This window comes from Corallococcus praedator (genome assembly GCF_003612125.1).
In the GTDB taxonomy this organism is placed as follows: domain Bacteria; phylum Myxococcota; class Myxococcia; order Myxococcales; family Myxococcaceae; genus Corallococcus; species Corallococcus praedator.
Map to the genome: position 1 here is coordinate 15,400 of NZ_RAWI01000039.1, position 24,518 is coordinate 39,917.

Annotated in this window: 25 protein-coding genes and 2 pseudogenes; 18 read left to right on the forward strand and 9 right to left on the reverse strand. The window is 65.4% G+C overall.

Annotation, left to right across the window (positions count from 1 at the left end; translation table 11 throughout):
• Window positions 1-4: 4 nt before the first annotated feature.
• The 3 genes from D7Y13_RS07720 to D7Y13_RS07730 form a co-directional block, all read right to left on the reverse strand.
• Entirely contained in the window at window positions 5-742 is a 738-nt protein-coding gene (locus tag D7Y13_RS07720; RefSeq protein WP_120582196.1) for a hypothetical protein, read from the reverse strand.
• A gap of 6 nt (window positions 743-748) precedes the next feature.
• A complete protein-coding gene (locus D7Y13_RS07725; protein WP_233595267.1) occupies window positions 749-1,045 on the reverse strand; it encodes a hypothetical protein in 297 nt (98 codons plus the stop codon).
• 250 nt (window positions 1,046-1,295) lie between these two features.
• Complete coding sequence (locus tag D7Y13_RS07730; protein WP_120582198.1) at window positions 1,296-2,054, reverse strand: sigma-70 RNA polymerase sigma factor region 4 domain-containing protein; 759 nt, start codon at window positions 2,052-2,054, stop codon at window positions 1,296-1,298.
• A gap of 1,449 nt (window positions 2,055-3,503) precedes the next feature.
• Between D7Y13_RS07730 and D7Y13_RS07735 the strand changes: the two genes are divergently transcribed.
• From D7Y13_RS07735 to D7Y13_RS07765, 7 genes are all read left to right on the forward strand, one after another.
• Window positions 3,504-4,115, forward strand: coding sequence for a hypothetical protein (locus tag D7Y13_RS07735; protein WP_120582199.1), 612 nt, complete (start codon window positions 3,504-3,506; stop codon window positions 4,113-4,115).
• 130 nt (window positions 4,116-4,245) lie between these two features.
• Window positions 4,246-5,421 carry a RecB family exonuclease gene (locus tag D7Y13_RS07740; RefSeq protein ID WP_120582200.1) on the forward strand — a complete coding sequence of 392 codons (1,176 nt, stop codon included), beginning with the start codon at window positions 4,246-4,248 and terminating at the stop codon, window positions 5,419-5,421.
• Window positions 5,421-6,077 carry a 3'-5' exonuclease gene (locus D7Y13_RS07745; RefSeq protein ID WP_233595268.1) on the forward strand — a complete coding sequence of 219 codons (657 nt, stop codon included), beginning with the start codon at window positions 5,421-5,423 and terminating at the stop codon, window positions 6,075-6,077. Before D7Y13_RS07740 ends, D7Y13_RS07745 begins: the two co-directional genes overlap by 1 nt.
• Window positions 6,074-6,412, forward strand: coding sequence for a hypothetical protein (locus D7Y13_RS07750; RefSeq protein WP_120582202.1), 339 nt, complete (start codon window positions 6,074-6,076; stop codon window positions 6,410-6,412). The genes D7Y13_RS07745 and D7Y13_RS07750 overlap by 4 nt, the downstream gene beginning before the upstream one ends.
• A complete protein-coding gene (locus D7Y13_RS07755; RefSeq protein ID WP_120582203.1) occupies window positions 6,388-7,218 on the forward strand; it encodes a hypothetical protein in 831 nt (276 codons plus the stop codon). Before D7Y13_RS07750 ends, D7Y13_RS07755 begins: the two co-directional genes overlap by 25 nt.
• An 8-nt stretch (window positions 7,219-7,226) precedes the next feature.
• Complete coding sequence (locus D7Y13_RS07760) at window positions 7,227-8,150, forward strand: AT hook motif domain protein (protein ID WP_120582204.1); 924 nt, start codon at window positions 7,227-7,229, stop codon at window positions 8,148-8,150.
• Window positions 8,151-8,211: 61 nt separating this feature from the next.
• Entirely contained in the window at window positions 8,212-8,979 is a 768-nt protein-coding gene (locus D7Y13_RS07765; protein WP_158620263.1) for a phospholipase D family protein, read from the forward strand.
• A gap of 1,253 nt (window positions 8,980-10,232) precedes the next feature.
• On the opposite strand, the gene D7Y13_RS07775 is transcribed toward D7Y13_RS07765, so the two are convergent.
• The gene (locus tag D7Y13_RS07775; protein ID WP_120582206.1) at window positions 10,233-10,847 is read right to left on the reverse strand and encodes a tyrosine-type recombinase/integrase; all 615 of its coding nucleotides are present in this window, start codon (window positions 10,845-10,847) and stop codon (window positions 10,233-10,235) included.
• Between the two features lie 196 nt (window positions 10,848-11,043).
• The gene (locus D7Y13_RS07780; protein WP_120582207.1) at window positions 11,044-11,337 is read right to left on the reverse strand and encodes a hypothetical protein; all 294 of its coding nucleotides are present in this window, start codon (window positions 11,335-11,337) and stop codon (window positions 11,044-11,046) included.
• 482 nt (window positions 11,338-11,819) lie between these two features.
• On the opposite strand from D7Y13_RS07780, the gene D7Y13_RS07785 reads away from it, so the two are divergent.
• Window positions 11,820-12,362 (forward strand): phage terminase large subunit family protein, encoded by a 543-nt coding sequence (locus D7Y13_RS07785; RefSeq protein WP_233595270.1) that lies wholly within the window; start codon window positions 11,820-11,822, stop codon window positions 12,360-12,362.
• 89 nt (window positions 12,363-12,451) lie between these two features.
• Window positions 12,452-13,174 carry a hypothetical protein gene (locus tag D7Y13_RS45140; RefSeq protein WP_147444163.1) on the forward strand — a complete coding sequence of 241 codons (723 nt, stop codon included), beginning with the start codon at window positions 12,452-12,454 and terminating at the stop codon, window positions 13,172-13,174.
• Between the two features lie 200 nt (window positions 13,175-13,374).
• On the opposite strand, the gene D7Y13_RS47835 is transcribed toward D7Y13_RS45140, so the two are convergent.
• Both D7Y13_RS47835 and D7Y13_RS07795 read right to left on the reverse strand, forming a co-directional pair.
• Window positions 13,375-13,569, reverse strand: a complete 195-nt coding sequence (locus D7Y13_RS47835; protein WP_233595271.1) for a hypothetical protein — start codon at window positions 13,567-13,569, stop codon at window positions 13,375-13,377.
• Window positions 13,570-13,839: 270 nt separating this feature from the next.
• A complete protein-coding gene (locus tag D7Y13_RS07795; protein ID WP_147444164.1) occupies window positions 13,840-14,100 on the reverse strand; it encodes a hypothetical protein in 261 nt (86 codons plus the stop codon).
• Window positions 14,101-14,870: 770 nt separating this feature from the next.
• Between D7Y13_RS07795 and D7Y13_RS07805 the strand changes: the two genes are divergently transcribed.
• Window positions 14,871-15,971, forward strand: a complete 1,101-nt coding sequence (locus D7Y13_RS07805) for a DUF262 domain-containing protein (RefSeq protein WP_199732659.1) — start codon at window positions 14,871-14,873, stop codon at window positions 15,969-15,971.
• 2 nt (window positions 15,972-15,973) lie between these two features.
• Window positions 15,974-16,642, forward strand: a complete 669-nt coding sequence (locus D7Y13_RS45145; RefSeq protein ID WP_147444165.1) for an MAE_28990/MAE_18760 family HEPN-like nuclease — start codon at window positions 15,974-15,976, stop codon at window positions 16,640-16,642.
• Window positions 16,643-16,676: 34 nt separating this feature from the next.
• Here D7Y13_RS45145 and D7Y13_RS47840 read toward each other — a convergent pair.
• A pseudogene (locus D7Y13_RS47840) lies at window positions 16,677-17,001 on the reverse strand (integrase core domain-containing protein); the annotation flags it as partial.
• A 404-nt stretch (window positions 17,002-17,405) separates the two neighbouring features.
• Here D7Y13_RS47840 and D7Y13_RS07815 point away from each other — a divergent pair.
• The 3 genes from D7Y13_RS07815 to D7Y13_RS07825 are packed head-to-tail and all read left to right on the forward strand — an operon-like array spanning window position 17,406 to window position 20,543.
• Window positions 17,406-19,205: a phage portal protein gene (locus D7Y13_RS07815; RefSeq protein ID WP_233595272.1), complete on the forward strand. Its 1,800-nt coding sequence runs from the start codon at window positions 17,406-17,408 to the stop codon at window positions 19,203-19,205.
• Window positions 19,202-19,483, forward strand: coding sequence for a hypothetical protein (locus D7Y13_RS07820; RefSeq protein ID WP_120582213.1), 282 nt, complete (start codon window positions 19,202-19,204; stop codon window positions 19,481-19,483). The genes D7Y13_RS07815 and D7Y13_RS07820 overlap by 4 nt, the downstream gene beginning before the upstream one ends.
• A complete protein-coding gene (locus tag D7Y13_RS07825; protein WP_120582214.1) occupies window positions 19,464-20,543 on the forward strand; it encodes a head morphogenesis protein in 1,080 nt (359 codons plus the stop codon). The genes D7Y13_RS07820 and D7Y13_RS07825 overlap by 20 nt, the downstream gene beginning before the upstream one ends.
• A gap of 7 nt (window positions 20,544-20,550) precedes the next feature.
• On the opposite strand, the gene D7Y13_RS45150 is transcribed toward D7Y13_RS07825, so the two are convergent.
• Window positions 20,551-21,948, reverse strand: coding sequence for a hypothetical protein (locus D7Y13_RS45150; RefSeq protein ID WP_147444166.1), 1,398 nt, complete (start codon window positions 21,946-21,948; stop codon window positions 20,551-20,553).
• A gap of 162 nt (window positions 21,949-22,110) precedes the next feature.
• Between D7Y13_RS45150 and D7Y13_RS48915 the strand changes: the two are divergent.
• From D7Y13_RS48915 to D7Y13_RS07850, 4 genes and pseudogenes are all read left to right on the forward strand, one after another.
• A pseudogene (locus D7Y13_RS48915) lies at window positions 22,111-22,242 on the forward strand (head morphogenesis protein); the annotation flags it as partial.
• Window positions 22,243-22,296: 54 nt separating this feature from the next.
• Window positions 22,297-22,482 carry a hypothetical protein gene (locus D7Y13_RS07840; protein ID WP_120582216.1) on the forward strand — a complete coding sequence of 62 codons (186 nt, stop codon included), beginning with the start codon at window positions 22,297-22,299 and terminating at the stop codon, window positions 22,480-22,482.
• A complete protein-coding gene (locus D7Y13_RS07845; protein ID WP_120582217.1) occupies window positions 22,475-23,827 on the forward strand; it encodes an XkdF-like putative serine protease domain-containing protein in 1,353 nt (450 codons plus the stop codon). The genes D7Y13_RS07840 and D7Y13_RS07845 overlap by 8 nt, the downstream gene beginning before the upstream one ends.
• Window positions 23,824-24,516, forward strand: a complete 693-nt coding sequence (locus tag D7Y13_RS07850) for a hypothetical protein (protein WP_120582218.1) — start codon at window positions 23,824-23,826, stop codon at window positions 24,514-24,516. Before D7Y13_RS07845 ends, D7Y13_RS07850 begins: the two co-directional genes overlap by 4 nt.
• Window positions 24,517-24,518: the final 2 nt, after the last annotated feature.

The window sequence follows — 24,518 nt, forward strand, 5'->3', positions numbered from 1 at the left end:
ACGCTCACGGACCGAAGGGGTCCACGTCCACGACGCTCTCCGCGGAGTATTCGGCCACGAGGGAGTCGACGAAGGCGCGCGCCAGCTCGCCCTTCGACGCCGGGATGTCGCGAATGCGCTGCACGCCGAACTTCTGGAGGAACCTGTCTACCGCCTCGCGCGGCAGCGCCTTCAGGGCCGTGGCCATTCCTTGCGCGAGTTTGACGTCGACGGGCTCCCCCGCCTTCGGACTGGAAGTGGCTGCGGGCGACGTGCCGCTCGCCGCCGCTGCCGCCTCGGCCGCATACAGTTTCGGCAAGTCATGCAGACGCAGCGCCTGGAAGTCCGTCACCTCCGCCGGGGACAACTGCTTCTCCGGCAGGAGGGAGTACGTCGTCTTGGGGTCCTTCGCCGCACCATGGCGTTTCACCTCGAAGGCCCACGTCTCCAAGCCGTACTTCGCCCGCACCTGGAGCAGGTTGGTGAAGAAGGTGGAGGCCTGCTCCATCACCTTCACCTCGCGCGTCCCGTAGACGGCGACGTTGAGGGCCACGCGCAGCGAGGGCTTGTGCCCCTGGGCCTTCAGCTTCTCGTCGAAGGGGACGAACTTGTTGTCGAGGAAAACCACCTCGCGTGGGTGCGGCTCCCCAAGGAAGACGACGACGGCGATGTCCCCGTCGTTCGCCAGCTTCAACCAGGCGCCGCCCTGCTGCTCATGCTGCTTGGCCATCGCGGCCGTCTGCTCCCACATGTTGCTGGCCATGGTGCTTCACTCCTCCTTCTGGCGGTGCGTAGTGGGGGAGGGGCGCTCGCGCCGGTACACCGAGAACAGCTCGGTGCCGTCATCCGTGGAGCCCGCCGCTTCGATGTTGAAGTCCGCATCGGTGTCCACCACGTGCTGAATCTCCCAGCGGCGGAAGAGTCCCGGCAGGCGGATGTAGTCATGGGCCTGGGCCTCGTCGCACTCGCAGCAGAGGCACGCGCTGCGCACCTCCGCTTTCGGCTCAGAGTCACCCCGGCTCACCACCCGGAGGCGGTGTCCGTCAATGCGAGCGACGAAGCGCACGAATGTTTCATCGTGCTCGAAGTTGTTTCGCGCGGCTGTTTTCACTGAGTCCTTCCAGGTTGTTGGCAATACAGTGGCGTTGCTGTCCGCCGGGACGGACAGGGCGTCTCGAAGCAAGATTGGATTGGGGCGCGAGGCGGCCCCTCTACTCCCTCAAAGCCAGGTGGCGCGAGCCGGGGACACGCGATTCGCGCATCCCGTCAGTCGTCCCCACCCGCTGCCCTCTCGGCTGTTTCGGAATCCACAAACTCTAAAAAGCACCCCCACCCGCCGATTTGGGACAAGGAATCTTTTCTGGGCATTTTTTCTTCATTTTCCGCAGGCGCCCCAGGGCCCGCTGGACGCGCTTGCGCGCCGTTTCGGGCGACAGCCCACGGCTCGCGGCCACCTCGACATAGTCCTCTTCGCGAAGAAGGACGGACACCACCATGTCGGTGTCCTCGCCCGTCAGCGGGAGGAGCCACGCACGCAGCTCCTCCACCTCGGCGCTGAAGGAGCGGGTTCGAGAGGCAGAGGGGGTGGGCCACAACACCGAGAGCACCCCGCCGTCCGCGTCCGCCAGTAACTGAAGGCGCGCGCGGTGGCGTTGCTCCACCAACTCCTTGTGCCAAGCCTTGAGGACGTCGCGCTCCGTCCCACGCACGAGTGTCCCAGCCACGCGCTGGACACCGGCCAAGCTGACGCGCGCCACGAGACTCATGAAGGACGCGGCAATCGAGGAAACCACTTCCGCGGGCGGGTGGCCCGTTCGCCTGAGACATCGGCGATACACGCCGTCCAACCCCGGCCACAGGCCCAGCCACAACAGGGCCACGAAGAAGCGGGCCGAGGCTCCCATCTGCACCAACGTGACGAGGCCCGCGAGCAGCCCATCCTTGACGTGAGAGTCGCCTTCGCGCGCCGTGAGAAATGAAACAAGGGCCTCCGGCTCCTCGAAGTCGGAGAGTGCCTCCCAGTTGCGCCGCACCAAGCGGTAGGCGCGCCTCGCCTCAGCCGTCCGGATGGCCACGCCAAGCTCTTGATGAAGAGCATTCCAGCTACGACTCACAGATGAATGCCGCCCCGGCCCTGCGCTCGGCGCACAGAGAAAGCCAGGTGAGTGGGTAGAGAAGGCCGAGCCCCGGTGGAGGAAATGACGCCAGCGCCTCCGCGGTGTCCCTCCTTTGGCGGGGGACTCGAGGCTGCGGCGAGCCAATCGAAGGAAGAGAGGACGCCACCCGCGCGTCCAAGCCCCTCCGAAACCTCCGTTACGGTAACGGACGAGCGCCCTTCCGACTGGGGGCCCGGCAACGGGAAAGTGGTGTCCCCAAGAAGACGGGGGTGCCACCTCCACACAGGCCGCGCCCAGGTCGAACGACGCCCCCGCCCGCCGACACCACCGGCAGGGCCAGGCTAATCACAACAAATCTGCACACCCTCTCAATTCTGAAATTCAAGCAACTTCCTCACAGCCCAGGGGCGACACATCACTGAGACATGCCCTCACGCAAGACGCACGACACGCTCCAACAGCGGAGGCATCAAAAGTCGGGTGGCGTGAAGTCGGGGACACAGCACCGCGCGTCTTGCGACTTTCATGCCTGGGGCGTTGCCACTCGGGCTCCGCCTTCACGAGAGGGACTGAGCCGTCCACACATCCGGACGTGCACCGAGTGAAACATTTTCTCTCTCCGTATCATCGCCCATCGTTCCACAGGAGCGCACCCGGCAGCAGTCGCATCCTGCGCACCTCACACCGGGGAGCGACGGCGTTGGAAGGCCGCAGGTGACGCGGAAAACGTCACCCCCAGCCCTGGGGGCGGCTACCACCCCTTCCACGAGCCTGGAGGCCGTTTCCGGCCGTCCTGTGGGCATTCACAGGCCATGGCATGGACGTGCGCCCCCCTCGACAAGTGCCCGCTCGCATGCGCCTTCACAACCAGCCGCAGCGACTTCACTTGACGTCTCAATAGTGGCAGTCGGTGGCAGGCCGTGGCAGCCCTATCTGCCACCCTCTTCTTCTATAAATTCAATATCTTATCTTGAAGTGACAGAGGTGGCAGTGTTTCAAAAAATACCCCTACGTAGCGGGCGCGCGCATATTTGAATGGCACTATTCAATAGGGGGTCAAGAGAACACTCTCCCTAAGCGGCATTACCCCAGAAAACACTGCCACCACCGCCACCTCCGCCACTCCTGCGATTTCACTAGGGAATTTCGTGGCAGCCTTTTGAGTCGAGCCTGCCACGGCTGCCACCCTCCGGCTCCGCGTTGGCCTTCCAGGTGCGCGAGCGAAATAAGCGTCGATGCAGGTGTCCCCGAAATCACGCCGAAGGCCTTTGCTCTGCCTTACGCCCGCATGTCATTCGCTCGGGGAAAATCAAAAATAAATTCGGGCGAAATGATTTCTTGTCCCAAATCAAAGGGATGGGGTGCTTTTAGGGTGTATCGGCAAACACGCGCCGCCGACATCCGCGCATGGCCCTTACCCACCACCTCCAGCCCACCCCCGCCACACAACGTCCGCCTGGCGTAACGTGCGAAGCGTATGTCCGCGGCGAGGGCAAGCACTGCCTGCACTACCGTCCTGGTGGTGGCTGCACCCTGCCCGGCGTGGGCACCTGCACCGAGTGGCTGAAGGTGAATCGGAAGGCCCGGCCTCATCGTGACGTGGCCGCGCCGCCCGCCCCCGTGCCTCCGGCGAAGTCCGCTCTGGTTGCGGTGGATCTCTTCGGCCATCCGCTGAGCGAGGCTGGCTCGAAGAAGATCGCCCCAGCCCCCGCCTCCAAGCCCGCGCCACCAGATGCGTCTCCCGATGTGAAGAAGCTGGACGCGGAGGCCCCGCTCTCCGGCCTGCGCGGCCTCACCGACGAGGACATCGCCAGCTTCAAGGCCCTCAACGCCGAGGTGTGCTTCCGCTCCGAAACCTACGGCGAAGTGTGGCTCGTCCCGGCCTACACCGGCCAGGCCCGGAAGGAACTCACCCCGGAGCACGCCGCCACCCTGGTGCGCGTCCTGTCTGCCTTCCCAGGCTCTCGCGTCATGTCCTTCGAGAAGCGGCCGGCCTCCGCGGACGAGGGGGCGCCATGAGCGTGGCTTTCGCCTGTGAAACACACGCATGGGGCCGCTCCCTGCACCCGCTTCGACTTGATGTCTCGCTCGGAAAGAGCGTGATGACTGTCTCGCGACACGCCACTGCATCGGCCCGGAGGCCCACGCCATGAGCGGACTGCGAAACGAACACCTCTCGTTCAGCCGGCTGAGCCGCTTCGAGGCCTGCCCGCTGTCCTACAGGCTCCACTACCTCGAAAAGCGCACCGCCGAGCCCGGCGTCCCCCTGCGCTTCGGCAAGGCACTGCACGCCGTCCTCGAGCGACTCCTCCAGGAAGTCGTCGACACCGAGTACGTGGGCCCGCTCTCCGAGGAGCGCGCCCTCCAGCTCTACCGTGAAGCATGGACTGCCGAGGGCCTCTCCGGCCTGGACCTCTTCCAGCAGGGCCTCGGCATCCTCCAGGACTTCGTCCGCCAGCAAGGCCGCGTGGACTCCCGCGACATCCTCGGCATCGAGAAGGAGTTCCGCTTGCCGGTGGGGCCCTTCACCGTCCTGGGCTTCATCGACCGCGTCGACTGGGTGGACGACGAGACGGTCCACGTCATGGACTACAAGTCCAACCACCAGCTCTTCACCCGCGAGGAGCTGGACTCCAGTCTCCAGCTCAGCCTCTACGCCCTCGCCGCGCGCCGCATGTGGCCCTGGGCGAAGAAGGTGCGCCTGTCCATGTGGATGCTGCGCCACGGCGTGCGGCAGGAGACGACGCGCACCGAGGAGCAGCTGGAAGCCGCCCTCGCGTACGTCGAGACGCTGGGCCAGCAGATGGAGACGGCGGAGGCCTTCCCCGCCCGCCTCAACCCCAACTGCGCGTACTGCGACCACCGGCGCGACTGCCCCACCTACGCCCGCGCGCTGACGGGCCAGCGTGAAGTCGTCTGCAGGGACATGTCCGACTTGGAGTCCGTCGCTCGCGAGCGTGAAGAAGTCGCCCAGCTCGCGAAGATTCTCGGCGCGCGCAAGGCGGAGCTGGAGGGCGTCCTCCGAGCCCACCTCGCTGAGCAGGACGAGCTCGTCCTCGCCGGCACGCGCTACCGCATGTTCAACACCACCAGCCTCGATTACCCGCTGGAGCCCACCGTTGCGGTGTTGGCCCAGGCCACCGGCCTCCCTCGTGAGGAGCTGGTGCAGCGCCTCGCCAGCGTCGAGAAGAAGGCCCTCGACGCGCTGCTGAAGGACGCGGGCAAGCGCCTGGGCACCGCACACGTCGCGCTGCTGAAGGCCGAGCTGGACTCCCTCGCCACCAAACACCACTCGCCCAGGTTCTGGGCCAAGGAGGTCGCATAGTGCTCGCTCATCCTGCTTCCGACACCACCCCTGTCTCCGCTCTCCGCCAGCCGCTCTTCCCCGGCCTCCCGCCGCACCTGAGGACGCTCTGCTTCGTCGACCTGGAGACGACGGGCCTGGACGCCTCCCGGCACGAGGTGCTGGAGGTGGCGGTGCTTCGCGTCGACGCCCGCAGCCTCCAGGTGCTGGCGGAGTACGAGGCCCGCGTGCAGCCCACCCGGCTGGCCGACGCCCACCCCGAAGCCCTGGCCGTGTGCGGCTACTCCGACGAGGAGTGGCGAGACGCCCTGCCCCTGCAGGAGGTTCTCGCCACCGTGACGCCTCTCCTGGCGGGCACCCTCGTCGCCGGCCACAACACCAGCTTTGACTGGGCCTTCCTCGTCGAGGGCTACCGCCGCACCGAGCTGAACCTGCCCAGCGTCGACTACCACCGCCTCGACACCGCCAGCCTCGCATGGCCGCTGCTCGCCACGGGCGAGGTGGAGTCCCTCTCCCTCAACGCCCTGGCCAAGCGCTTCGGCCTCCACCGGCCCACGCCCCACCGAGCTATGGCGGACGCCCGCTGCGCGCTGGAGGTGGCCCGCTGCCTCGCCGTGCGCATGGCCCGTGGCGGGCACATGGAGCGGCTGCTGGAGGAGTCGGGAGGTGTCTCGTGAGTGGAGCTTCGTCTCGTCGCAAGGGCGCTGACTTCGAGCGCGCCCTCGTCCACCGCTTCCGCGAGGCCATGCCCGAGGCCCTCATCCGCCGCGGCCTCCAGTACCGCACCGGCCAGGAGGTGTCCGACGTCGAGGTGCCGTGCTTCTGGCTGGAGGCCAAGGCCCACCAGCGCACCAACGTCCGCGAGGCCCTGCGCCAGGCCGTGGAGACGTGCCCGGCGGGCCGCTGGCCGCTGGCTGTGTGCAAGGACGACGGGCAGCCGCCCCTCGTCGCCATGCCGTTGGACGACTTCCTCGAGTTGGTGCGCGAGTGGTGGGAGGCCCGCCCCCGGTGAGTGACTTCTTCGACCACCTCTTGGACTTGCTGCGTGCGGAGGCGCTCGCCCCTCGGCTCCAGGCCGTCTTCGCGGCTGCGCGCACGCAGCGGCCGGCCTTCGCGCGTCATGCCACGCTCGACTCGGTGCTGGCCGCCATGGCTGACGCGCGCGAGGAGACGTACCCGGAGCGGGAAGCCCTCACCCGGGCCCTGGTGGCCGAAATGCAGGCCTCCTCCAGCCCCGCGTGGACGGCGGCCCTCGCCACCGCCTACGCCCCCATGTTGCGTCGCCTGCGCCGCCGCCTCCTCGGTAACGCCGTGCCCAGGGAGGACCTGGACCAGCTCGTCCTCGCCACCTTCCTCTCCGTCGCACGCGCCTTCCCCCTCTCGCGCTGGGGTGACTGGACTGCCGTCCGCCTGCGCCAGCAGACGGCGCGCGAGGTGTTCCGTTACCTGCGCAAGGAGCGCGCGGAGCAGCATGAGACGTACACGCAGGAGCAACTCGCCGAGTGGCTGCCTGACGTGCGGTCCGTCACTCCGGTGGAGAGCCCCAGGCGGCCCAGTGTCCGCCGCAGCTTCGTGAAGCGTGACGCCGTGCTGGTGCATCTGGCCCAGGCCACCCTGCCTCGCAGCGACGTCGAGGTCCTCATGGCGACGGTCGTCCGGCGCGAGAAGCTGCGCGCCTACGTCAGCCGCCTCGTCGAGGGCGACGCCGCCGAGGCCGAGAGGACGTACCAGCGGTTGAAGCGCCAGCGCACGCGGCTGATGCAGCGCCTGCGCACCCAGGCCGTGGACGCGGTGCCGCAGCCCTCCGGAGGCTGCTGAGGGAAGGCATGGCCCAGAAGAAGCCCCTCAAGAAGCTGGGGCGCCCCACCAAGGCCGAAGGCCCTCGGCTGCCCCATGCCGAGGTGGACAAACTCCTCGTGGAAGGCGAGGAGGTGCCCACCACCCGGGGCCGTGTGAAGCGGCGCTTCCCCTCCCTCCGCGAGCTAGCTGAGCGCTTTGGTGTCGCCCACAGCGCCGTCGCCAAGTACGCCCAGCAGCACGACTGCCTCGGCCGCCGCAAGCGCCTCCTCGCGGGTGAGCCGGCGGACGAGGTTGTCGAGCCTCTCGAGGCACCACCGACTCCACCGCCCGCGAAGCGCAAGACGGGCCGCCCCCGCAAGTCCGAGGAGCCCGCGCTCCCGCGCCAGGAGCTGGACCGCGCCCTCGTCTTCGGCGAAGTGAAGACGCTCCCCGACGGCTCCACCATGACGAGCTACGCCTCGTACCGCGAGTTGGCCGAGCGCTTCGGTGTCGCCACCTCCCTCGTCGCCAACTACGCGAAGGAGCACAACTGCCTGCGTCGCCGCGAAGAGGCCAAGACGCGCATCGCCACCAAGGCGGACCAGAAGCTCATCGAGCTGCGCGCCAACGCCATCGCCGTCTCCAAGGACGACGCACTGAAGATGATTGACGGCTATCTCCTCGGCTTCGAGGAGGCGCTGTCCGAGGGACGCGTGCGCGTTGACAACCCCACCGACTTCAACACGATGGTGAGGCTCAAGGAGTTCGTCATGGGCGGCGCTGACTCCCGGCAGGAGCTGCACGCCACCTTCTCGTTGGAGGGCCTCCAGGCCCGGCACGCCCAGGCCCTGCGCGCCGCGCGGGAGACGACGCCCGCCGAGCGCGGCGAGGTGGATGCGGAGGTGGAGAGCGGCGGCGACGTGGAGGTGGACGCCTCAAAGCACGACGGTAGTGGACCTGTACCAGCATGAAGAGCCCGCTCCCCGCTCGCACCAGCGAGGTTCCGATGGATCAGTACTAAGCTCTGCGCCCGTGAACCAGGAACGCAGCGCACAGGGGCAGCGACTTGAGGCCAGGGGGATCGGCCCTGCTGTTGTCGAACTCATCCGTTTGGCCAAGAGCCGCATCGTGCTCATCAGCCCCTACTTTCACCCCTGGGGGAGACTGGTCGAGGCTCTCATGGCGGCGCCCGCTCGCGGCGCTCGTGTCACGCTTGTCATCCGCGCGAACCAGCCATTCAACGAAAGGCGGCATTTGGCCCTACAGAAGTTGTCGACAGCCGGCGTGAGCATTCGCCAAGTGCCCTGGCTCCACCTCAAGATGTATCTGAGCGACTCCGCAATCATCGAGACGTCAATGAATCTCGTTTTCAGTTCCATGGCAAAGGGGTACGAGACGGGCAGCCTCTACACTGTCCACGAGGCCCCCGTTGCTTATGCAGAGCGACGAGCCATGGTGAAGGAATGCGTCGAAGGCTCGGCGCCCTACTTGTTCGGTCACGCACCCTTGCCGGAGGTTAGGAGCATCGGAATAGCTCCCGGGTCACCGCCAAAGCTGCAGAGCTCACCCCATCATGGCGATGCGCATCCCCATGAAGAAACGCACCGTTCGCCTGCAGGGCCTGTCGCGAGTTCGCGCCGAAATAATCCTCGCGCCTATCAGCCATGGACGGATCAAGAGGACTCCCTCGCGCAGGACCTCTTCGCTCAAAAGGTGCCGTTGATAAGCATCGCGCAGGCACTCCAGCGCACGCCCAAGAGCGTCTCGAAACGGCTCAAGCGCCTTGGAGTCATAGAGTGAGTCCCGTTCCGAGGTAGCCGACGGCGACGCGGATCGACCAGTCTCTGCATGGCCCACCGAGGTGTCGCGCGTTGAGCGCGGCGAGGTAGACGCGGAGGTGACGACGAGGACCTCGACACAGCCTCCCCGGAAAGCCCCAAGGACGGCGCCCTCGTGGCTCCTCCGACGGACGTCGGAGCCCCCGCCGACCCAGTCTGAGAGCGCCCTCCGGTAAGTGAACGCGGACACTTTCGCGTTCAGTTTCGCCGTTCACTTTCGCTGGGCCAGGCCGCGCCTGGTCACTTTGCCGCGGAGCACCTGCCTGGCACGCGGATGCGCACGCCTGGCACCACAGGTCTCGTAGTTTCGCGGCGTTAGGGCGTCGAGCCACCAGGTGCTCGAGCACCGCGGTACGAGTCCGGGCCACAAATCGTGCCCGGAAGCACACTCCGTCCAGCTGGCCGGACTCCTGCGCGCCGTTCACTTCCCCGGCCCAGCCACCTACTCCCCGCTGAGCCCCGCTGGCCGCCACGTGGCCCACCTGGCGCGCGTCCCCGGTTCAGCCCCGCGCGCCAACGCCTTCGCCGCGTGGCGCCCCGTTCGTGCGCGCGTGTCCCCGCGTGCTTCGGGCCGCAGGCCTTTGTCCTCTCCGTGAGCCCCACGCCGCCCAACGTCGCCCTCGAAGCACCAGCTCCCCGCCTCGCGCGCACCTGGGCACGCGTGCCGTTACCAGGGCCGAGCCGGATGGCCGAAAATGGGTAAAGGCGGCCATTCGGCGTCACTGCCCCCACGCTGTTTCGCGCGCTTACGAGCCCTCGTGAGGGGCCGAAGCGCCGAGGCCAATGGCCGCTTTCCGCAGGTTGCCGCCTCCTGCCGCCCGTCGCGCGGCCCAGCTCCTCCGCAGTCACCTTCACCGCCTGCCCAGGCCGGGCGCAACCATGCCTACCGATGCCGCCAGCACGCCTACCCCGCCTACCCCTGACGCCAGTGTGGGGGGGGGTGCGATCTTTCGTGCGGCGTGCGCCGCCGGGGCGTGTACCTGGGGCCCTTTTCGAGAGAGTCAGCCCCAAAAAAGTGAACACCCCGCGACTGATCATTTCAGCCCGGTAAGTGAACGCCTCGCGCTGTTCACTTTCCCCGGCTGCGGCTGCTGCGGCTGCGCCTGGGCCGGCCTGCGCGAGCGTTGCGTACGTCCGACCCTCACCGCCTCCGCGCGGCACCCCGGCCCAACCAGGGGCTCTCGCGGGTGCTCAGCGCGGAGGCGGCATTCCCCATCAGCAGGGCAAGTCCTGCGTCACGCGCACCAGCTCGTCGTCCGAGGGGTGCGTGTAGATGACCGTGGAGTCGATGCTGCGCTGGCGCGCGAACCGCTGAGTGAGGCGGATGTCCTTCGTCCTCCGGTACACCCCGGTGCACGCGGTGTGGCGCACGGCGTGGAAGTTGAGGTGCCTCTCCAGGCCCGCGCGTTGCTGCCAGACTCCGAAGCCGTGGCGCACCTGCCGCGTGGACAGGCGCAATCCCAGGCGGCTCAGGAAGAGCGGTGCCTGGGGCCCCACGTCGTGCCCCTGCGAGCGCTTCAGCCGCAGCAGCTTCTCCAGCTTCGCGCGCACCGTGTCCGAGAGGACAACCTCCTGGGGGCGCGGGTGCCGGCGGCAGCCCTTGAAGACGTGCAGCAGCACGTGCCGGCGTGCGCGCCCGCGCTCGTCGAAGATGTCACCGATGTTGAGGGCCACCAGCTCGTGCTCACGCAGGCCCGAGGCCAGCGCGAGGCTGTAGAGGCAGTGGTCCCTGAATCCCTCCTTGTGCTCCCCCGTGGCGCGCAGCAGGAGCACCACCTCCTTCTGCGTGAGGGTGCGAGGTGGGCGGGCGACAGCGGCATAGGCAGACATGGCAACTCCGTCGTGAAGTGGACGCGGCCATGCACGCTCTGGTGCCGCGAGAAAGCAACGACACAAGCAGGGAGGATGGCGTGACGCTCAGTATCGTCAAACGCACCGAGGACGACCTCACCCAGTGGCTCGCCACCGAGTCGGGATTCATCTCTGGCCTGTGCCACTACGACAGCGAGCCCGTGGTGCTGGAGCCCTACCAGCAGGCGCTGCTGGACAACCGCTCCCGCTTCCGCTGGGTGGCGAAGAGCCGCCAGGTGGGCTTCTCCTTCCTCTTCGCCCTCGAGGCTCTCGCGCGCTGCCACCTGCGCGACGGCCACACGGCGGTGTTCGTCTCGTACAACCTCAGCGACGCCGTGGAGAAGGTACTCATCGCCCGGCAGGTGTACGAGGAGCTACCGCTCGCCTTCCAGAAGAAGCTCGTGACGGATGCGAAGACGGAGCTGGCCTTCGAGTCCAACGCCAAGGGCCGCCGCCTCTCGCGCATCATCAGCGTGCCCTCCAAGCCTCCGCGCGGAAAGCGTGGCGACGCGTACCTCGATGAGCTGGCGCATTACGTGAACGACCGCGAGGTCTACACCGGCAGCACCGCCCTCATCCTCCGCTCCCATGGGCAGCTGACGGGATGCAGCACTCCGCTGGGCCGGCGCGGCATTTTCTGGGAAATCGCCTCGCAGGAGCTGCGCAAGTACCCGCACCACACGCGCCAGCAGGTGCCCTGGTGGCTGTGCCGATTCTTCAGCCTGGACGTGAGGCGCGCTGCCGCGGAGGCGCCGCTCATGCCTACCGAGGAGCGCGTCACGCGCTTCGGGCGCCCCGTGCTGGTGGAGCAGTTCGACTCCCTGCCGCAGGAGGACTTCCAGCAGGAGTTCGAATGCCTTTTACGTCGACGAGTCCTACAGCTTCCTCCCCTACGAGCTCATCCTCCCGTGCACCACCGACGAGCTGCCGCTGGCCCAGGATGCCTCCGACGTGCCCGTGCCCCAGGGGCGCTTGGTCGCGGGCTTCGACGTGGGCCGCACCCGAGACAGGTCCGAGCTGGCCGTCTTCGAAGAGGTGGCGGGCCGCTTCACATGCCGCATGCTGCGCAGCTTCGAAGGCGTGCCCTTCGCGGAGCAGGAGGCCCACCTGCGCCGCCTCCTCTCCGTCCTCCCCATGGCGCGCCTGTCCGTCGACCGGAGTGGCATCGGCATGAACCTCGCGGAAAACCTCGTTCGGGACTTCCCCCAGGTGGTGGCGGAGAACTTCACGAACGAGTCCAAGGAGCGCTGGGCGACCGATTTCAAGATTCTGCTCCAGCGAAGGGACGTCACCCTGCCGCGAGAGCGTGAGCTTGTCGGGCAGATTCACTCCATCAAGCGGCGGGTGCTCCCTTCCGGGAAGGTGTCCTTCGACGCCGAGCGCACCAACCGCGGGCACGCGGACAAGTTCTGGGCCGTGGCGCTGGCCTGCCAGCGCGAGCGAGCACCTGAGCGACCAGGAACTGGGGAGATCGGCGTGCGCGTCATCGGCTAGCGCAGAAACACTGGGTCTGCAAGGCTACTATCGTCACAGAGCAACATGGCCCCCTCCTCACCTTGACGCCCCCCCTGCATCTCAGACACATGAACAACCTCACATCACTCCTTGGCCCCGCCGTCATCGCCGCCGCAATCTCAGGCACCATATCCGTCATCGCACTACTACTGTCCCTACGCACAACAAAATTAATCCACACAGAGCGACTCACCTTCGAACGCAATCAAATCGAGAACAAATTCCGATCCGACATCGCTCTTGCAGAAAAGAAACTAGAATTGGACCGCGCACTCGCTGACTGGAAACGGCAAACGGAACTCGCCGAACAAGTTCTCTCTGACTTTTACAGGGCGCGTGACCTATTCATGGCGGCACGCTCCCCTGGCTCATTCCCAGGAGAAGGCGCTACTCGTCCGCAGGACGATAACGAGTCCAAGAGCGACGCAGAACATCTCAATGCGATTTATGCGCCATTCGAAAGACTCACGAAAAACAACTCATTCTTCGCCGATCTCCATGCACGTCGGTATCGCTTCATGGCCTTATTCGGGACTGAGGCAGCGCAACCATTTGACCTGCTTAGAGCCGCCCATAGCGAAATATTCACTGCAACAGAAATCCTTCTGGAAGAAGAAAACGCGCTTCGCCTTGAGCGACGCAGTCCAACAGCTCCGGAGTATATCAAGGAATTTAAAGCCACGATTTGGCGCTCACACGCAAGCAAAGACATCATCACCCCCATGCTTGACACGGCGGTAGCTACGATAGAAAAGATCTGCCGAACCGTATTGGAAGTAAGACCCCAATAACCATCTCTCTTCATGCGCACTCACTAGTCCCCCGTGTCGAGCGAAGACGAGCTCAGGGCTCACCCAATCCAGTGTGGTACGCAATCAATCGGATTCAACGGACCGCTCCCTTGACACCACTGCTGAGTGGTCCTTGACCTGCAGCCAGGCCTGCCTCCGGAAGAGGGGGCGTCGAGCAGACGCGGCGCAACAGCCACACCTCACTCCGGGTCCACCAGTCCAGGCGGTCGGAAGCCGACGTCCCGCAGGCTGCCGAGGCCGCGGTAGCCGACGCCATCGAACCCGTAGGCGGCGTTGGCCTCCAGCACCAGCACCTTGTCCGTCGCCCAGTGATTGCCCACAACGACGCAGGTGTCCTTCGACGCCGAGCGCACCAACCGCGGGCACGCGGACAAGTTCTGGGCCGTGGTCCTTGCCTGCCAGCGCGAGCGAGCACCGGAGCGCAGGAGCAACGGAGAGATTGGAATGACGGTCATTGGCTGATGGAAAGCAGCGGCCGTGAGCAAAGCAGCCAGACTCGGCCAACCGCCCACAACACAGCACATCAAAACACATCAGTTCGTGCCACATTCGCTGCAGTGCGCTCTGCAGCCCCGGAGCTAGCCTCAAGCCCTGTGGAGTTGCTTCCGTCAAATCGGACACGGTCGGCGGGTTGAAGTCGCTAGTCAGAACTCGCGCAGGAAGCATATCTTCAGCACTGGGCTACTCCCACAGAGCACGCCTGCACCGAAGCGGTGCTCTAGCATCTCGGCTATCATGTCACGCACCAGTTCGCCGGTGAGGCAGCCTCCGGTGGTAGCGACGAAGCGCATAGCCTCGCGATCGCAGCAGGCCAGCGCGAAGACAACCGTGACGCGCTCGCCGATCCACCAGCGAATCTCGAAAGCGTCCGAGCACCATCGTAGGTGACTCTTGAGAGGGGCCATCGTATCCTCGCGGGTGCGCGTTCCTATTCCGGCGTGCCAGAGGCCGGCAGCCTCCATCACCTCGGTACATGCGTTTGGCATTCACCCTTGGCTGCCCCTCGGAGAAAAGCTGCCGGTTCACCAGGGCCGTGATGCGACGGTCGCCATAGCTGGCCCGCGCGTCGGTGACGGGGCGAATCCGCGGCAGCAGCGCCTCATCGGAGCGATTGAGATAGTGACCAGGCCGTCTATGTGCTTCCGCGGTGGAGGACTGCCACCCGGAGTTGCTGGCGACGCCCAGGGCCTCGGCCTTCACCATGTGCCGCCCTTGGGCGGCAAGGCAGGTGGCGAGGTCCGCTTGGGGCGTGCCAACTTCAACGCCGCCTTTAGAATCTCGTTCTCCAGCTCCCGGTCCTGGGCCTGCAGTCAATCCACCGCGGACACCGGAACTACCGCCTCATCTGCTATCCTGGACATCTCCCTTCCTCCGACAGTCGCATCCAGCGGAACAACATGCTCGCCGACATTCCATAGCGACGAGCCCTCGAGGAGATGCTCTGTCCAGCCATCTCCGCCTGCGCCAGGGACCATTGATTCTCCTCGGCGCGGAATCGCCGACGACGCTCGGGGCGGGCCGGCGGGATGACTCCCTCTTCGAGTGTCTTCGCGTCCATCCCTAGGCGGCCCTATGCGTTGGAGAACTGGCCGTGCGAGCTGGGGGCCACACCAAACGGGGACTTGCAGGCTATTGGTACTCGGGCGAGTATGCTCGCCACAAAGGTGGACTACACATGTCTCTCGAAGAACAGATCAACACCCACGCCGCAAAAGTATCAACAACATCATACTCCATGTCCATCGGCGAATTGGTGTCGATGTACCGAGATGGCGAATTGGATTTACATCCTGAGTTTCAGCGTTTCTTCCGCTGGACGCCTGAGCAGAAATCCAGATTCATAGAGTCACTACTTCTAGGAATTCCGGTCCCCCCTATCTTCGTTACAGAGCGCAGCGACTCGAAGTGGGACGTAATCGATGGACTACAACGGCTCAGTACGGTTCTGCAGGTAATGGGCGAACTCAAGAAGGAGGATGGCACTTTCTATCCCCCCCTCGAGTTGTCTCGAACCCATTACCTTAGCGAGCTAAAAGGTGCGGCCTGGAAAAGCACTAATCCGACCCAGGAACTTCCTGAGTCTGCGAAAATTCGCATCAAGCGCGCTCGACTCGATGTAAACATCATCAAAAGTACGAGTGGGGACTTGGCTAAATATGAGATCTTTCAGCGCCTCAATACAGGGGGAGCGAAAGCCACAGATCAAGAGGTGCGCAATTGCCTTCTGCTGATGACGAACCGAGATTTCTTCACCTGGATAAGAGAGCTTGGTGCCCGTGACCATTTCAGGGCGTGCGTTCCGTTGACGGATCGTGCTTTGGATGAGGCTTTCGATCTTGAACTGGTCGTTCGCTTCATTGTCCTGAGCAATGCCACTAGCGCCGAACTGAGTGCAATTGACGAGCTTGGCTCTTTTTTAACAAGCAAGATTCTCGAATACGCTCAAGATCCCAGCTTCAACCAAACCGCCAACGAGAGCGCCTTTGAGCTCGTGTTCAACTTCCTTTCGACACACTTAAATTCAGATGCATTCCGCCGGTTCGACAAGGCGCGCTCAAAATACACCGGCGCAATGCTCATTTCCTTGTTCGAAGTGGTCGCCGCTGGACTGGGGCATCAAATCCTTTTGGGCAAGCAACTCCCGAACTCAGGCGCACTGACCGTGGCCCATAAGGAACTTTGGTACGATGCAGCGCTAACACAGCACGCAGGGAGCGGAGTACGCGCATCAACGCGAATCCCCAAGACAGTAGAGTACGGGCGCGGATGGCTCTAGAGATGAAAATCCGCAATCTCAATGAACTTGTCGAGTTTTTGGCCCAATCTCGGCAACGGCGCAAACAAGAGCTAGTCTCCATTCGCAACCGACTACCGTCAACTGACCCAGGGCGGACCAACTTGGAGTTACGCACTGCGCCGGTATTCGCCTATGCCCACTGGGAAGGCTTTGCGAAGGACGCTGCGTCCGCCTACGTAGCATATGTTGCACGAAAAACAGTATCACTCTCGATTCTCAAGCCGCATTTCCAGGCCATAGCGTGTCGTCCCAATGTCACAACCGCCGCAACTGCAACAAAGCGTATATGGCCACATCTAGTCGTAATTAAGCGACTTGTTGACGAACTACATGACTCAATCACTCTACCGAGCGATGGCGTCATCGACACAGAATCAAACCTCAACTGGGAGGTTTTTGAGAACCTTTGCACCACCGTCGGCATCGACTTGGCACATTGGATTCCTTTCAAGGGACTTATGGACGACATGTTCCTTTCGCGTTGCGATATCGCCCACGGGACCCTTGTCACTCCCACTCTAAAAGAAGTTCAGGGCTATCTAGACTTCGTCATTTCTGGGATGGATCGTTTCTCGACTGACATCGAAAATGCCGCAAGCATGAACAATCATCTTCGATCGAATCAGTCGGGCAATATTCCTCACGCCTAGCCACTGGAGTTCCCCCCCCTCAAATCGGACATTATCAGTGGAGTGAATTCGCGAGCCGGAACTCATGCGGAGAGCTCATCTTTAGCTCTTTGTGCTGATGCACGGTGATGCACGGTGTTGTAGTCGTTGAACCAGTGGGGCATTTGCTCGAGGACCACCTCGGCGCTGTCCAGGCGAGCCTGGTAGACGTAATCGCACTTGAAGCTCTTCACGAAGGGCTCGGCCGTGCCGTTGCTCTCGGGCGAGTAGGTTGGCGGGGTGCGGATGAGCAGCCCCAGTCTGGCCCCGAATTCGCGCGTCTCGCGGGCCGTGCAGGCCGGCCCGTTGTCGGTGAGCCACTCAATCGGGTGCAGTGCTCTCCGGCAGCTCGCGCCGAATTGGGAGCCGTCCCTGTGTGACGCAGCTCGTCTCGACACAACCGCAAAGGACGCACACCCGATGTCCCCGAAATTGGGCCCGAAGCCTTTGTCCTCACTGGAGGTGAGGCGCGCGGCCCCAACGCCCTCGCACATCGAGGGCGCCCCTCCCACCGCGCGCCTTGCCTCCACTTGGTGCGGGAGGTCCGTGTGCAGAGCGTCGTCCGAGTCTTCGTCCTATCCTCTCCTTCGGGCGCTCCACACCCCGGGCCGGAGTTCACCGTCGAGGCCTCCACCCACGACGGATTGCTGGAGGCAGTCCACGCCGAGCTGGCGGCCCGCGGCCAGCGCGTGCGCGCCGTCTCGCACACCCCCACGGGCCTCCTGGCTTACGTGGAGGACCGTCCGTGACGGTGCCCGCCGAAGTCCACCAGGCCGAGGAACGCCTCCAGTCCATCCTGAAGGCGGTGGTGGTGGGCGACCGCGTCGACGAGCCCGCCAGCCGCCCCGGAGGCGAGGACGCCTTGGCCTTCAGCGAGGCCGGCGCCCTCCAGCCCCCGTATGAGCCGGAGGCCCTCTGCCTCCTCGTCGAGCACTCCAACTCGTTGAGGCAGAACGTCGACGCCTACGCGACGAACATCGACGGCTTCGGCTTCCGGTTCGAGCCGGCCATCGATTTCGACGCCGATGGGGCCCGGGAGAAGGTGGCCGACGCCATGGCCCTGGAGCGCCTGGCCGCGCGTGACGCCGGCACGCTGCCTTCGGCCACACCCCTGCGCCCCACGGACGAGGAAGTCGCTGCGCATGCGGAGGAGGTGCGCCAGCAGGCCCGAGTCGAGAAGGCCCGCCTGGAGTCCTTCTTCGACTTCTGTTGCTTCGACTCCAGCTTCGTCGAGTTGCGTCGCCGCACCCGCCATGACTTGGAGGTGACGGGCAACGCCTACTGGGAGGTACTGCGCGACGGGAAGGGCGACATCGCCCGCTTCGTCTACGTGCCCTCGTACACGGTGCGGCTCCTCCCTCTCGACAAGGAGGCCGTCGAGGTGCGCGAGCGCGTCCGCATCTCCGCCGTCAGCTTCGACACGGTGAGCACCCGTCGGCGCCTGCGCCGCTACATCCAAGTGCAGGGCAGCGAGCGGGTGTACTTCAAGTCCTTCGGGGATTCACGCGTCATCTCCCGCCTCACCGGCCGCGTCTTCCCGGACGTCACCACCCTCAAGGCCGCGGACGCCTCGGACGGCCCCGCCACGGAGCTCATCCACTTCGCCATCCACTCGCCGCGCTCGCCCTACGGCATTCCTCGCTGGGTGGGCACCCTGCTGTCCGTCCTCGGCTCCCGGCAGATGGAGGAGGTCAACTACCTCTACTTCAACAACAAGTCCGTCCCGCCCCTGGCCCTTCTCGTCTCCGGAGGAAGGCTCTCCGACGCCTCGGTGCCGCGCATCGAGCGCTTCATCGAGGAGAACCTGAAGGGGAAGGCGAACTTCCACAAGATCCTCATCCTCGAGGCGGACGGTGCCGGCACCGGCGACGGAGGCCGCGCGAAGATTGAGCTGCGCCCCCTGACGGACGCCCAGCAGCAGGACGCCCTCTTCCAGCAGTACGACCAGCGCAACATCGACAAGGTGGGCAGCGCCTTCCGCCTGCCGCCGCTGCTGCGCGGTGATGGACGGGACTTCAACCGCTCGGTGGCCGAGGCCCAGTTGCGCTTCGCTGAGGATCAGGTCTTCCAGCCCGAAAGAGACGAGTTCGACTTCCTCCTCAACCGCAAGGTGCTCGCGGACATGGGCGTGCGCTTCTGGCGCTTCAGGTCGCAGACGACGGCCACGAGAGACCCGGAGCGCATGACGGAGATGGTGGAGCGCCTGGTCCGCGTGGGTGTGCTGACTCCCGAGGAGGGCCGCCAACTGGCCGGCGACATCTTCCACCGCGAATTCCGCAAGATTGGGGACGACTGGGTGAAGCGCCCCATCACCCTCACGCTGGCGGGCATCCAGACGGGCGTCGAAGACTTGAAGCCCCAGAAGGACAAAGGCTCGCTGCTGGGCGAGGCGAAACGCCTCTTGGGGCTGAGAGAAGAGTTTCGTGCGGAGGAGGAGCGCCTGGCCCAAGGACGCCTGGCGCTGGCCCGCAGGTACATGGACACCGAGCACGTCCCCGTCCCCCGCGAGGAGTTCGACACCTGGTTCTCGGGGCAGCCCACATGACGCCTGAGCAGCTTCAGCGCGCGTGGGTGCTCCAGGCCCAGGCCGACGCCGAGCGCGGAGTCCTGGAGTGCCGCATGTGCCGCAGGCGTGGCCCCTTGGAGGAGACGACGACGCTGTGGCGCAACGGCCTCCTCGTTTTTGCGCTGTGTGACAGGTGCGCGGCCAGCCACGACGTCGTCTTCTCCCCCACTCCGGCTGGCGTCGAGGTGCGCGCCAGACGCCGCAGTCCCCTGGAACTGGTGACGCAGGAGGCCCCCCATGTGCACGGCTCCCGCTGACGGCCTCCTCCTCCTGCACGAGGCACGCGAGGTAGCGGAAGCCCTGCTGGGGGACGTCCTCCGGCTGCCGGTGGCCAAGGCCCTGGACGTTGGCACCGCTGCGGGCATGGACCGCGCCGTAGCCCTGCTTGCCGCGCGCCTGCGCCGCGCCGTCGGGCGCGCGGACGTGGACGCCATGCGAGAGGCGGTGGCCGTCCTCGACGTGGACTGGAGGAAGACGACGGCGGCCCAGCGCACGCGCCTCGTCGCCCAGTCCCTGGAGGCCGCTGGCCGGCGGACGGCCGTCATCCCTTCCCGCATCCAGGCGCCCCTCGGCGACGCAGCCGACGAGGTGGTGGCCTCCACCCGCAGCCACGCCCGGCGAGAGCAGGGCCTCGCCCTCGCCGCCCGCTTCAACGCCGTCGACAGGCGCGTGGCCCAACACATCGTCCGCACCCAGGGCGACTTCGTGCGGGACGAGTACGGGCGCAGGCTGGACACCTTCGGCGCAGAGGCCCGACGTCTCGTGGCCGAGGGGCTGGAGGCGGGCCTGGGGCGAAACGACATCGCCGAGTCGTTGGAGCGGGCCGCGCGCGGCGCGCTCATCGAGCGGGCCCCCTTCTACTGGGAGGTGGTGGCGAGCCACTTCATCGGCCAGGGACGCTCCTTCGCCCAGATGAGCAGCTACGCCGAGGCCGGCATCCGCCGCTACCGCATTGAGGCCGTCCTCGACGAGGCCACCACCCAGGTGTGCCGCTTCCTCCATGGGAGGACATTCTCCGTGGGCGAGGCCCTCCAGCGCTTCGAGCGCCTGGAGTCCCTTGAGCGCCCGGAGGATGTGAAGCAGGAGCTGCCCTGGGTGAGGGAGCGCCTCGACGCGGACACGGGGCGCGCGCTCCTCTACGTCAACCGAGGAGGCCAGGAGACGCGCCTGGCCGAAGTGCTCCGCTCCGCCGCCGGCACCCGCCACGACGTCGGCGAGTTCCGCGCCCTCGCCTCGGACAGGCAGCTCGCTGACGCGGGCGTGGGCTTCCCGCCGTACCACGGGCTCTGCCGTACCACGACACTGGCCGTCGTGTAAGCACGTGTCACCATTGAACACGCCACATTCCGCCACCAGTGCAGTTGCTACAATGCTGCACGGTCCTCCAGTCCTGTTTGTCACCCTCCATCCTAGCGATTCCCTTCTTCGCCTTGTCCGCCTTCGTAGCGCCCTGCCACGTGTTATGCCCACAGTCGCTCACTCGAATGAACACGTCGTGCGTTGGGGCCGAGTACTTCTTCTTGTAGAAACGAACTTCGCCCGAATTGGGCGGGCGGACATCCTCATCGTCCTGCTCAGGCAGGTCCGGCTCAATCTCAATGTCACCATCGTTCTCTTCGGAGGGCGGCTTCGCCCGACCGAGATGAAACAACAGCCCCTGCTTTTCAGCTTCAAGGCGGGAAACCTCACCGCGAAGTTGCTCTAACTCGGAACTCCGCTCCGCGAGTGCTCGGCGAAGCGAGTCGTTATCATCGGCATACGAGTCTGCGAGCGATTTGAAATCTTCTAGTGAGCTAGCCTTCTCCTTGAGCGCGGCGTACTCAGAGCGGGCGGCAGCGCTTCGAATGTCGTCGATCTCTCTTGGGCGAACCACACTCGCTGCGGACGCCATCATGATGAGTTTTCGAACTTGGCCACGAATGCGCTCAAGAGCACGTTGGTCATCGCCATCCAACCTGCGAAGCCTCAATGCGGTCCACATCTGATGCCTATATGGATCGTCCTGGGACGAGAATCGTGGCCAGTAGATTCGAATCGCGCCTGAGTGGCAGGAGAACGGCCTCTTCAAAGTATCGGTGAGCGCCCAGGATGCCGCTTCGTCCACAGAGTACACGTTCGCCAAGCCCGCGAGATCGTAGGCCAAAGCGGTATCGAGGCCTCTCAGAACCGGAGCGCCATCAAGGGCCGACACCACTACGAACGGGATGCTGCGCTCAGCATTCTGAATCTCGAGAGCGAGCGCCTCGCCCTCATCAAACCCTTCCGCATTGGAGATGCCTCCCCGCAGGCGCGACTTGTCATGATGCCACGTACCCGGCTCGGCGAGTAACTTGCGGACAACTTTGGGGCACCGAGGATCAGCATAGATTCGGTTGACCTGCGTAGCGGTCAAGCCGACTTCTAGGGTCACGAACAGAACGACGCTCTTCTGCCCCACAGTAACGGAAACGCTGGCAACGAATCTTCGACCATCCGCTGTGACCTCGGTCAGCTCGAACATTGTCCACGAGCGATCGCCACTACTTTCCGCCAGCACTCGGTACCTGGCGTCGCTGCCATCCAACGCGGCGTAGGCGCCACTCTCTGACGATGAAGAGGCCCCCTTCTCTTTATTAAGCCAAGCCTCAACGACAGCGCGGATCCGTTCGCCTTCAGCTCTTCTTGCGTCAAGCCCCTGAAGCGTCTCAGTTCGTTCAAGCAGGTATGCGGCGACTTTCTGCACAGGTCCTCCTCGCCCTACAGTGACATGCCCACGATACCCTCTTACAGCAGCAGGTTGACTGCTCCGCCGCAGAGTCTATTTAGCCTCATGCGAAGTCAGAACAGACCGAGGCCGCTCGATTGCAGGAGCACGAAAGCCTGCCGCAGCGCGTAGCCGTATTGCTCCGCCGCCCACACCCACGACGACGACGGCGAGTTTCGCTCCCTCGCTTCGGACAAGCAGCTCGCGGAAGCGGGCGTGGGCTTCCCGCCGTACCACGGCCTCTGCCGCACCACGACGCTCGCCGTCACTTAGTGATGTCCCCGATTTCGCGCCGCGGGCCTTTGTCTCTTTCGGAGACGAAACGCCATGCAGGCCACCTCGACACCGCCCCCCACCTCACCTCCGACGCCGGAAGGCAACGCGACGACGCAGGAGTCGACCTCCACGGCCAAGGCCGAGGCGACGCCCGTCGTCTGGCCCCGCGACCTCAATCTCCCCACCTCCGGAGAGCTGACGTGGGGCTTCGACCCGGAGGGCCTCCAGGATGGGTAACGCCCTCACGAAGACCCTCGCCCGAGCCCGGCACGTCCTGGAGTCCCTCCAGGGCGAGTCGGTGGAGAAGACCATCTGGGGAAGCCCTGCGGGCAAGAAGCGCCTGGCGAAGCGCCTGGTGGCCATGCTGCCCGCGCACAAGACGTATGTGGAGCCCTTCGCCGGTAGCGCCGCCGTCCTCTTCGAAAAGGCCCCGTCGGACGTCGAGGCCATCAACGACGCGGACACCGAAATCGCCGACGCGTACCGCCTCCTCCAGAAGCTGACACCCGCGGGCTTCGCCAAGCTGAAGAAGCTGCCGTGGGTGGGCGACGAGAAGACCTTCAAGAGTCTCTTCGACGCCAAGCCCAAGGGCGACGTGGAGCGCCTGCACCGCTTCCTCTACCTGACGCACTTCTCCTACGGGAAGCTGCGTGGGCGCAGCTTCAGCCCCAACGGCATGGGCGTCGAGGCGAAGACGCTCGCGCGCATCGAGCAGTTCGCCCCGCGCCTAAAGCGCGTGAAGGTGTACGGCGGCGACTACGAGAAGGTGGTCCGCAAGTACGACGGGAAGGACACCGTCCTTTTCCTGGACCCGCCCTACCCTGGCTACAACGTCGACGTCGGCGAGGGCGACTTCGACGAAGAGCGCTTCTATGCCGTCCTCAAGTCGCTCAAGGGCCGCTGGCTCATGACGTATGGCATCCGGGGGAAGTTGCCCGGGATGCTGAAGGGCTCCGGCTTCCTCGTGAAGCGGATCCGCACGCCTCGCACGATTGCGGCCATGCGCGGTGTGGGCGGCTCCTCCGTGCTGACGCAGCTCCTCGTCTCCAACTACCAGCCCGCCGCGAAGGCGCTGGAAGGTGACGGCGACTTCGCCGTGGACGACTGGCAGCCGGAGGAGCCGCCCGGCACCGCTCCCTTCGCCACCACGACGTCCCTCCTCAAGGGCGTCGAGCCCGACGACGAGCGGTACGTCCTGGGTGTCGTCCTGGAGCCGGAGACGGTGGACGCGCAGGGCGACATCTACTCCGCCGCGGAGATTCGCCAGGCCGCGCACCGCTTCATGGAGGAGTTCGGCGGCCTGGGCCTCATGCACCAGATGCGCGTCAACGGGCACGTCAAGGTGCTGGAGAGCTACCTGGCCCCCGTCGACTTCAACCTGGGCGAGGTGCCGGTACGCAAGGGCACCTGGCTGCTCGCCGTGCGCGTCCTCTCCGACGAGCTCTGGGGGCGTGTGAAGGACGGGCAACTGACGGGCTTCAGCATTGGCGGCACCGCGCGCCGTCTCCCCGAGGCCGCCCCCGCCACCGAGCAGCCCCCTTCCGACACACCTGCCGCTGACTCCCAGCCGGAGGCCACATGACGAGCACCACCCAAGGCCCCGCGTCCGTCCACCGCCTCGTCGACATGGTGGTGGAGGAGGTGTCCCTCGTGGACAGGGCCGCCAACAAGCACCGCTTCCTCCTCGTGAAGCGAGACGGAGACACCATGCACGACGCTCCCCAGGACACCTCGCAGGCCGAGGGCGACAACCACGCCGCCTCGGACACCTCCAAGGCCGATGACGCAGTCCTCGCCGCAGCCCAACAGGCCCTCGAAGCGGTGACGGCACTCGTCGAGGCGTTGACCTCCACGGATGGCATCGACGGCGTGCGCGTGGTGGAGGTGGCCCAGCACCTGCGCGCGCTCGCCGACGCCCTGGAAGAGGACGAAGACAACTCCGAGGACGAGGAGGACGTCGAGGCGCGCGCCAAGGCCGGAAGCCCCGCGCCGGCTCCTCAGCCGGCTCCGCCCGCGCCGAGCCCCGACGCCTCCGGCGTCATGGAAGGACTGACGAAGCTCACCGACGCCGTCCGCGCGCTGGAGGGCTCCGTGAAGGAGCAGCACCAGCGCCTGGGCCGCGTGGAGAAGCAGTTCGGCCTGCCCAACAGCAGTGCCCCCGCGGAGCGCCCGCCCAAGCCTCCCGCCGAGGACGTCGGCTGGCCCCTCGACATGAACAAGCCCCTCAACCGGGAGAGCGTCGACAAGGCCCTCTCCTTCCACGACGTCTGACG

Excerpts from the sequence above, each read along its gene's own strand:
- D7Y13_RS07775 (WP_120582206.1), bottom strand. The coding sequence starts at position 10,847 with ATGTCTGCCTATGCCGCTGTCGCCCGCCCACCTCGCACCCTCACGCAG.
- D7Y13_RS07825 (WP_120582214.1), top strand. The coding sequence starts at position 19,464 with ATGTGCACGGCTCCCGCTGACGGCCTCCTCCTCCTGCACGAGGCACGC.
- D7Y13_RS07795 (WP_147444164.1), bottom strand. The coding sequence starts at position 14,100 with ATGGCCCCTCTCAAGAGTCACCTACGATGGTGCTCGGACGCTTTCGAG.
- D7Y13_RS45145 (WP_147444165.1), top strand. The coding sequence starts at position 15,974 with ATGAAAATCCGCAATCTCAATGAACTTGTCGAGTTTTTGGCCCAATCT.
- D7Y13_RS07740 (WP_120582200.1), top strand. The coding sequence starts at position 4,246 with ATGAGCGGACTGCGAAACGAACACCTCTCGTTCAGCCGGCTGAGCCGC.
- D7Y13_RS07760 (WP_120582204.1), top strand. The coding sequence starts at position 7,227 with ATGGCCCAGAAGAAGCCCCTCAAGAAGCTGGGGCGCCCCACCAAGGCC.
- D7Y13_RS45140 (WP_147444163.1), top strand. The coding sequence starts at position 12,452 with ATGAACAACCTCACATCACTCCTTGGCCCCGCCGTCATCGCCGCCGCA.
- D7Y13_RS07805 (WP_199732659.1), top strand. The coding sequence starts at position 14,871 with ATGTCTCTCGAAGAACAGATCAACACCCACGCCGCAAAAGTATCAACA.
- D7Y13_RS07720 (WP_120582196.1), bottom strand. The coding sequence starts at position 742 with ATGGCCAGCAACATGTGGGAGCAGACGGCCGCGATGGCCAAGCAGCAT.
- D7Y13_RS07845 (WP_120582217.1), top strand. The coding sequence starts at position 22,475 with ATGGGTAACGCCCTCACGAAGACCCTCGCCCGAGCCCGGCACGTCCTG.
- D7Y13_RS07820 (WP_120582213.1), top strand. The coding sequence starts at position 19,202 with ATGACGCCTGAGCAGCTTCAGCGCGCGTGGGTGCTCCAGGCCCAGGCC.
- D7Y13_RS07850 (WP_120582218.1), top strand. The coding sequence starts at position 23,824 with ATGACGAGCACCACCCAAGGCCCCGCGTCCGTCCACCGCCTCGTCGAC.
- D7Y13_RS07840 (WP_120582216.1), top strand. The coding sequence starts at position 22,297 with ATGCAGGCCACCTCGACACCGCCCCCCACCTCACCTCCGACGCCGGAA.
- D7Y13_RS07735 (WP_120582199.1), top strand. The coding sequence starts at position 3,504 with ATGGCCCTTACCCACCACCTCCAGCCCACCCCCGCCACACAACGTCCG.
- D7Y13_RS07780 (WP_120582207.1), bottom strand. The coding sequence starts at position 11,337 with ATGATGCGCGAGAGGCGGCGGCCCTTGGCGTTGGACTCGAAGGCCAGC.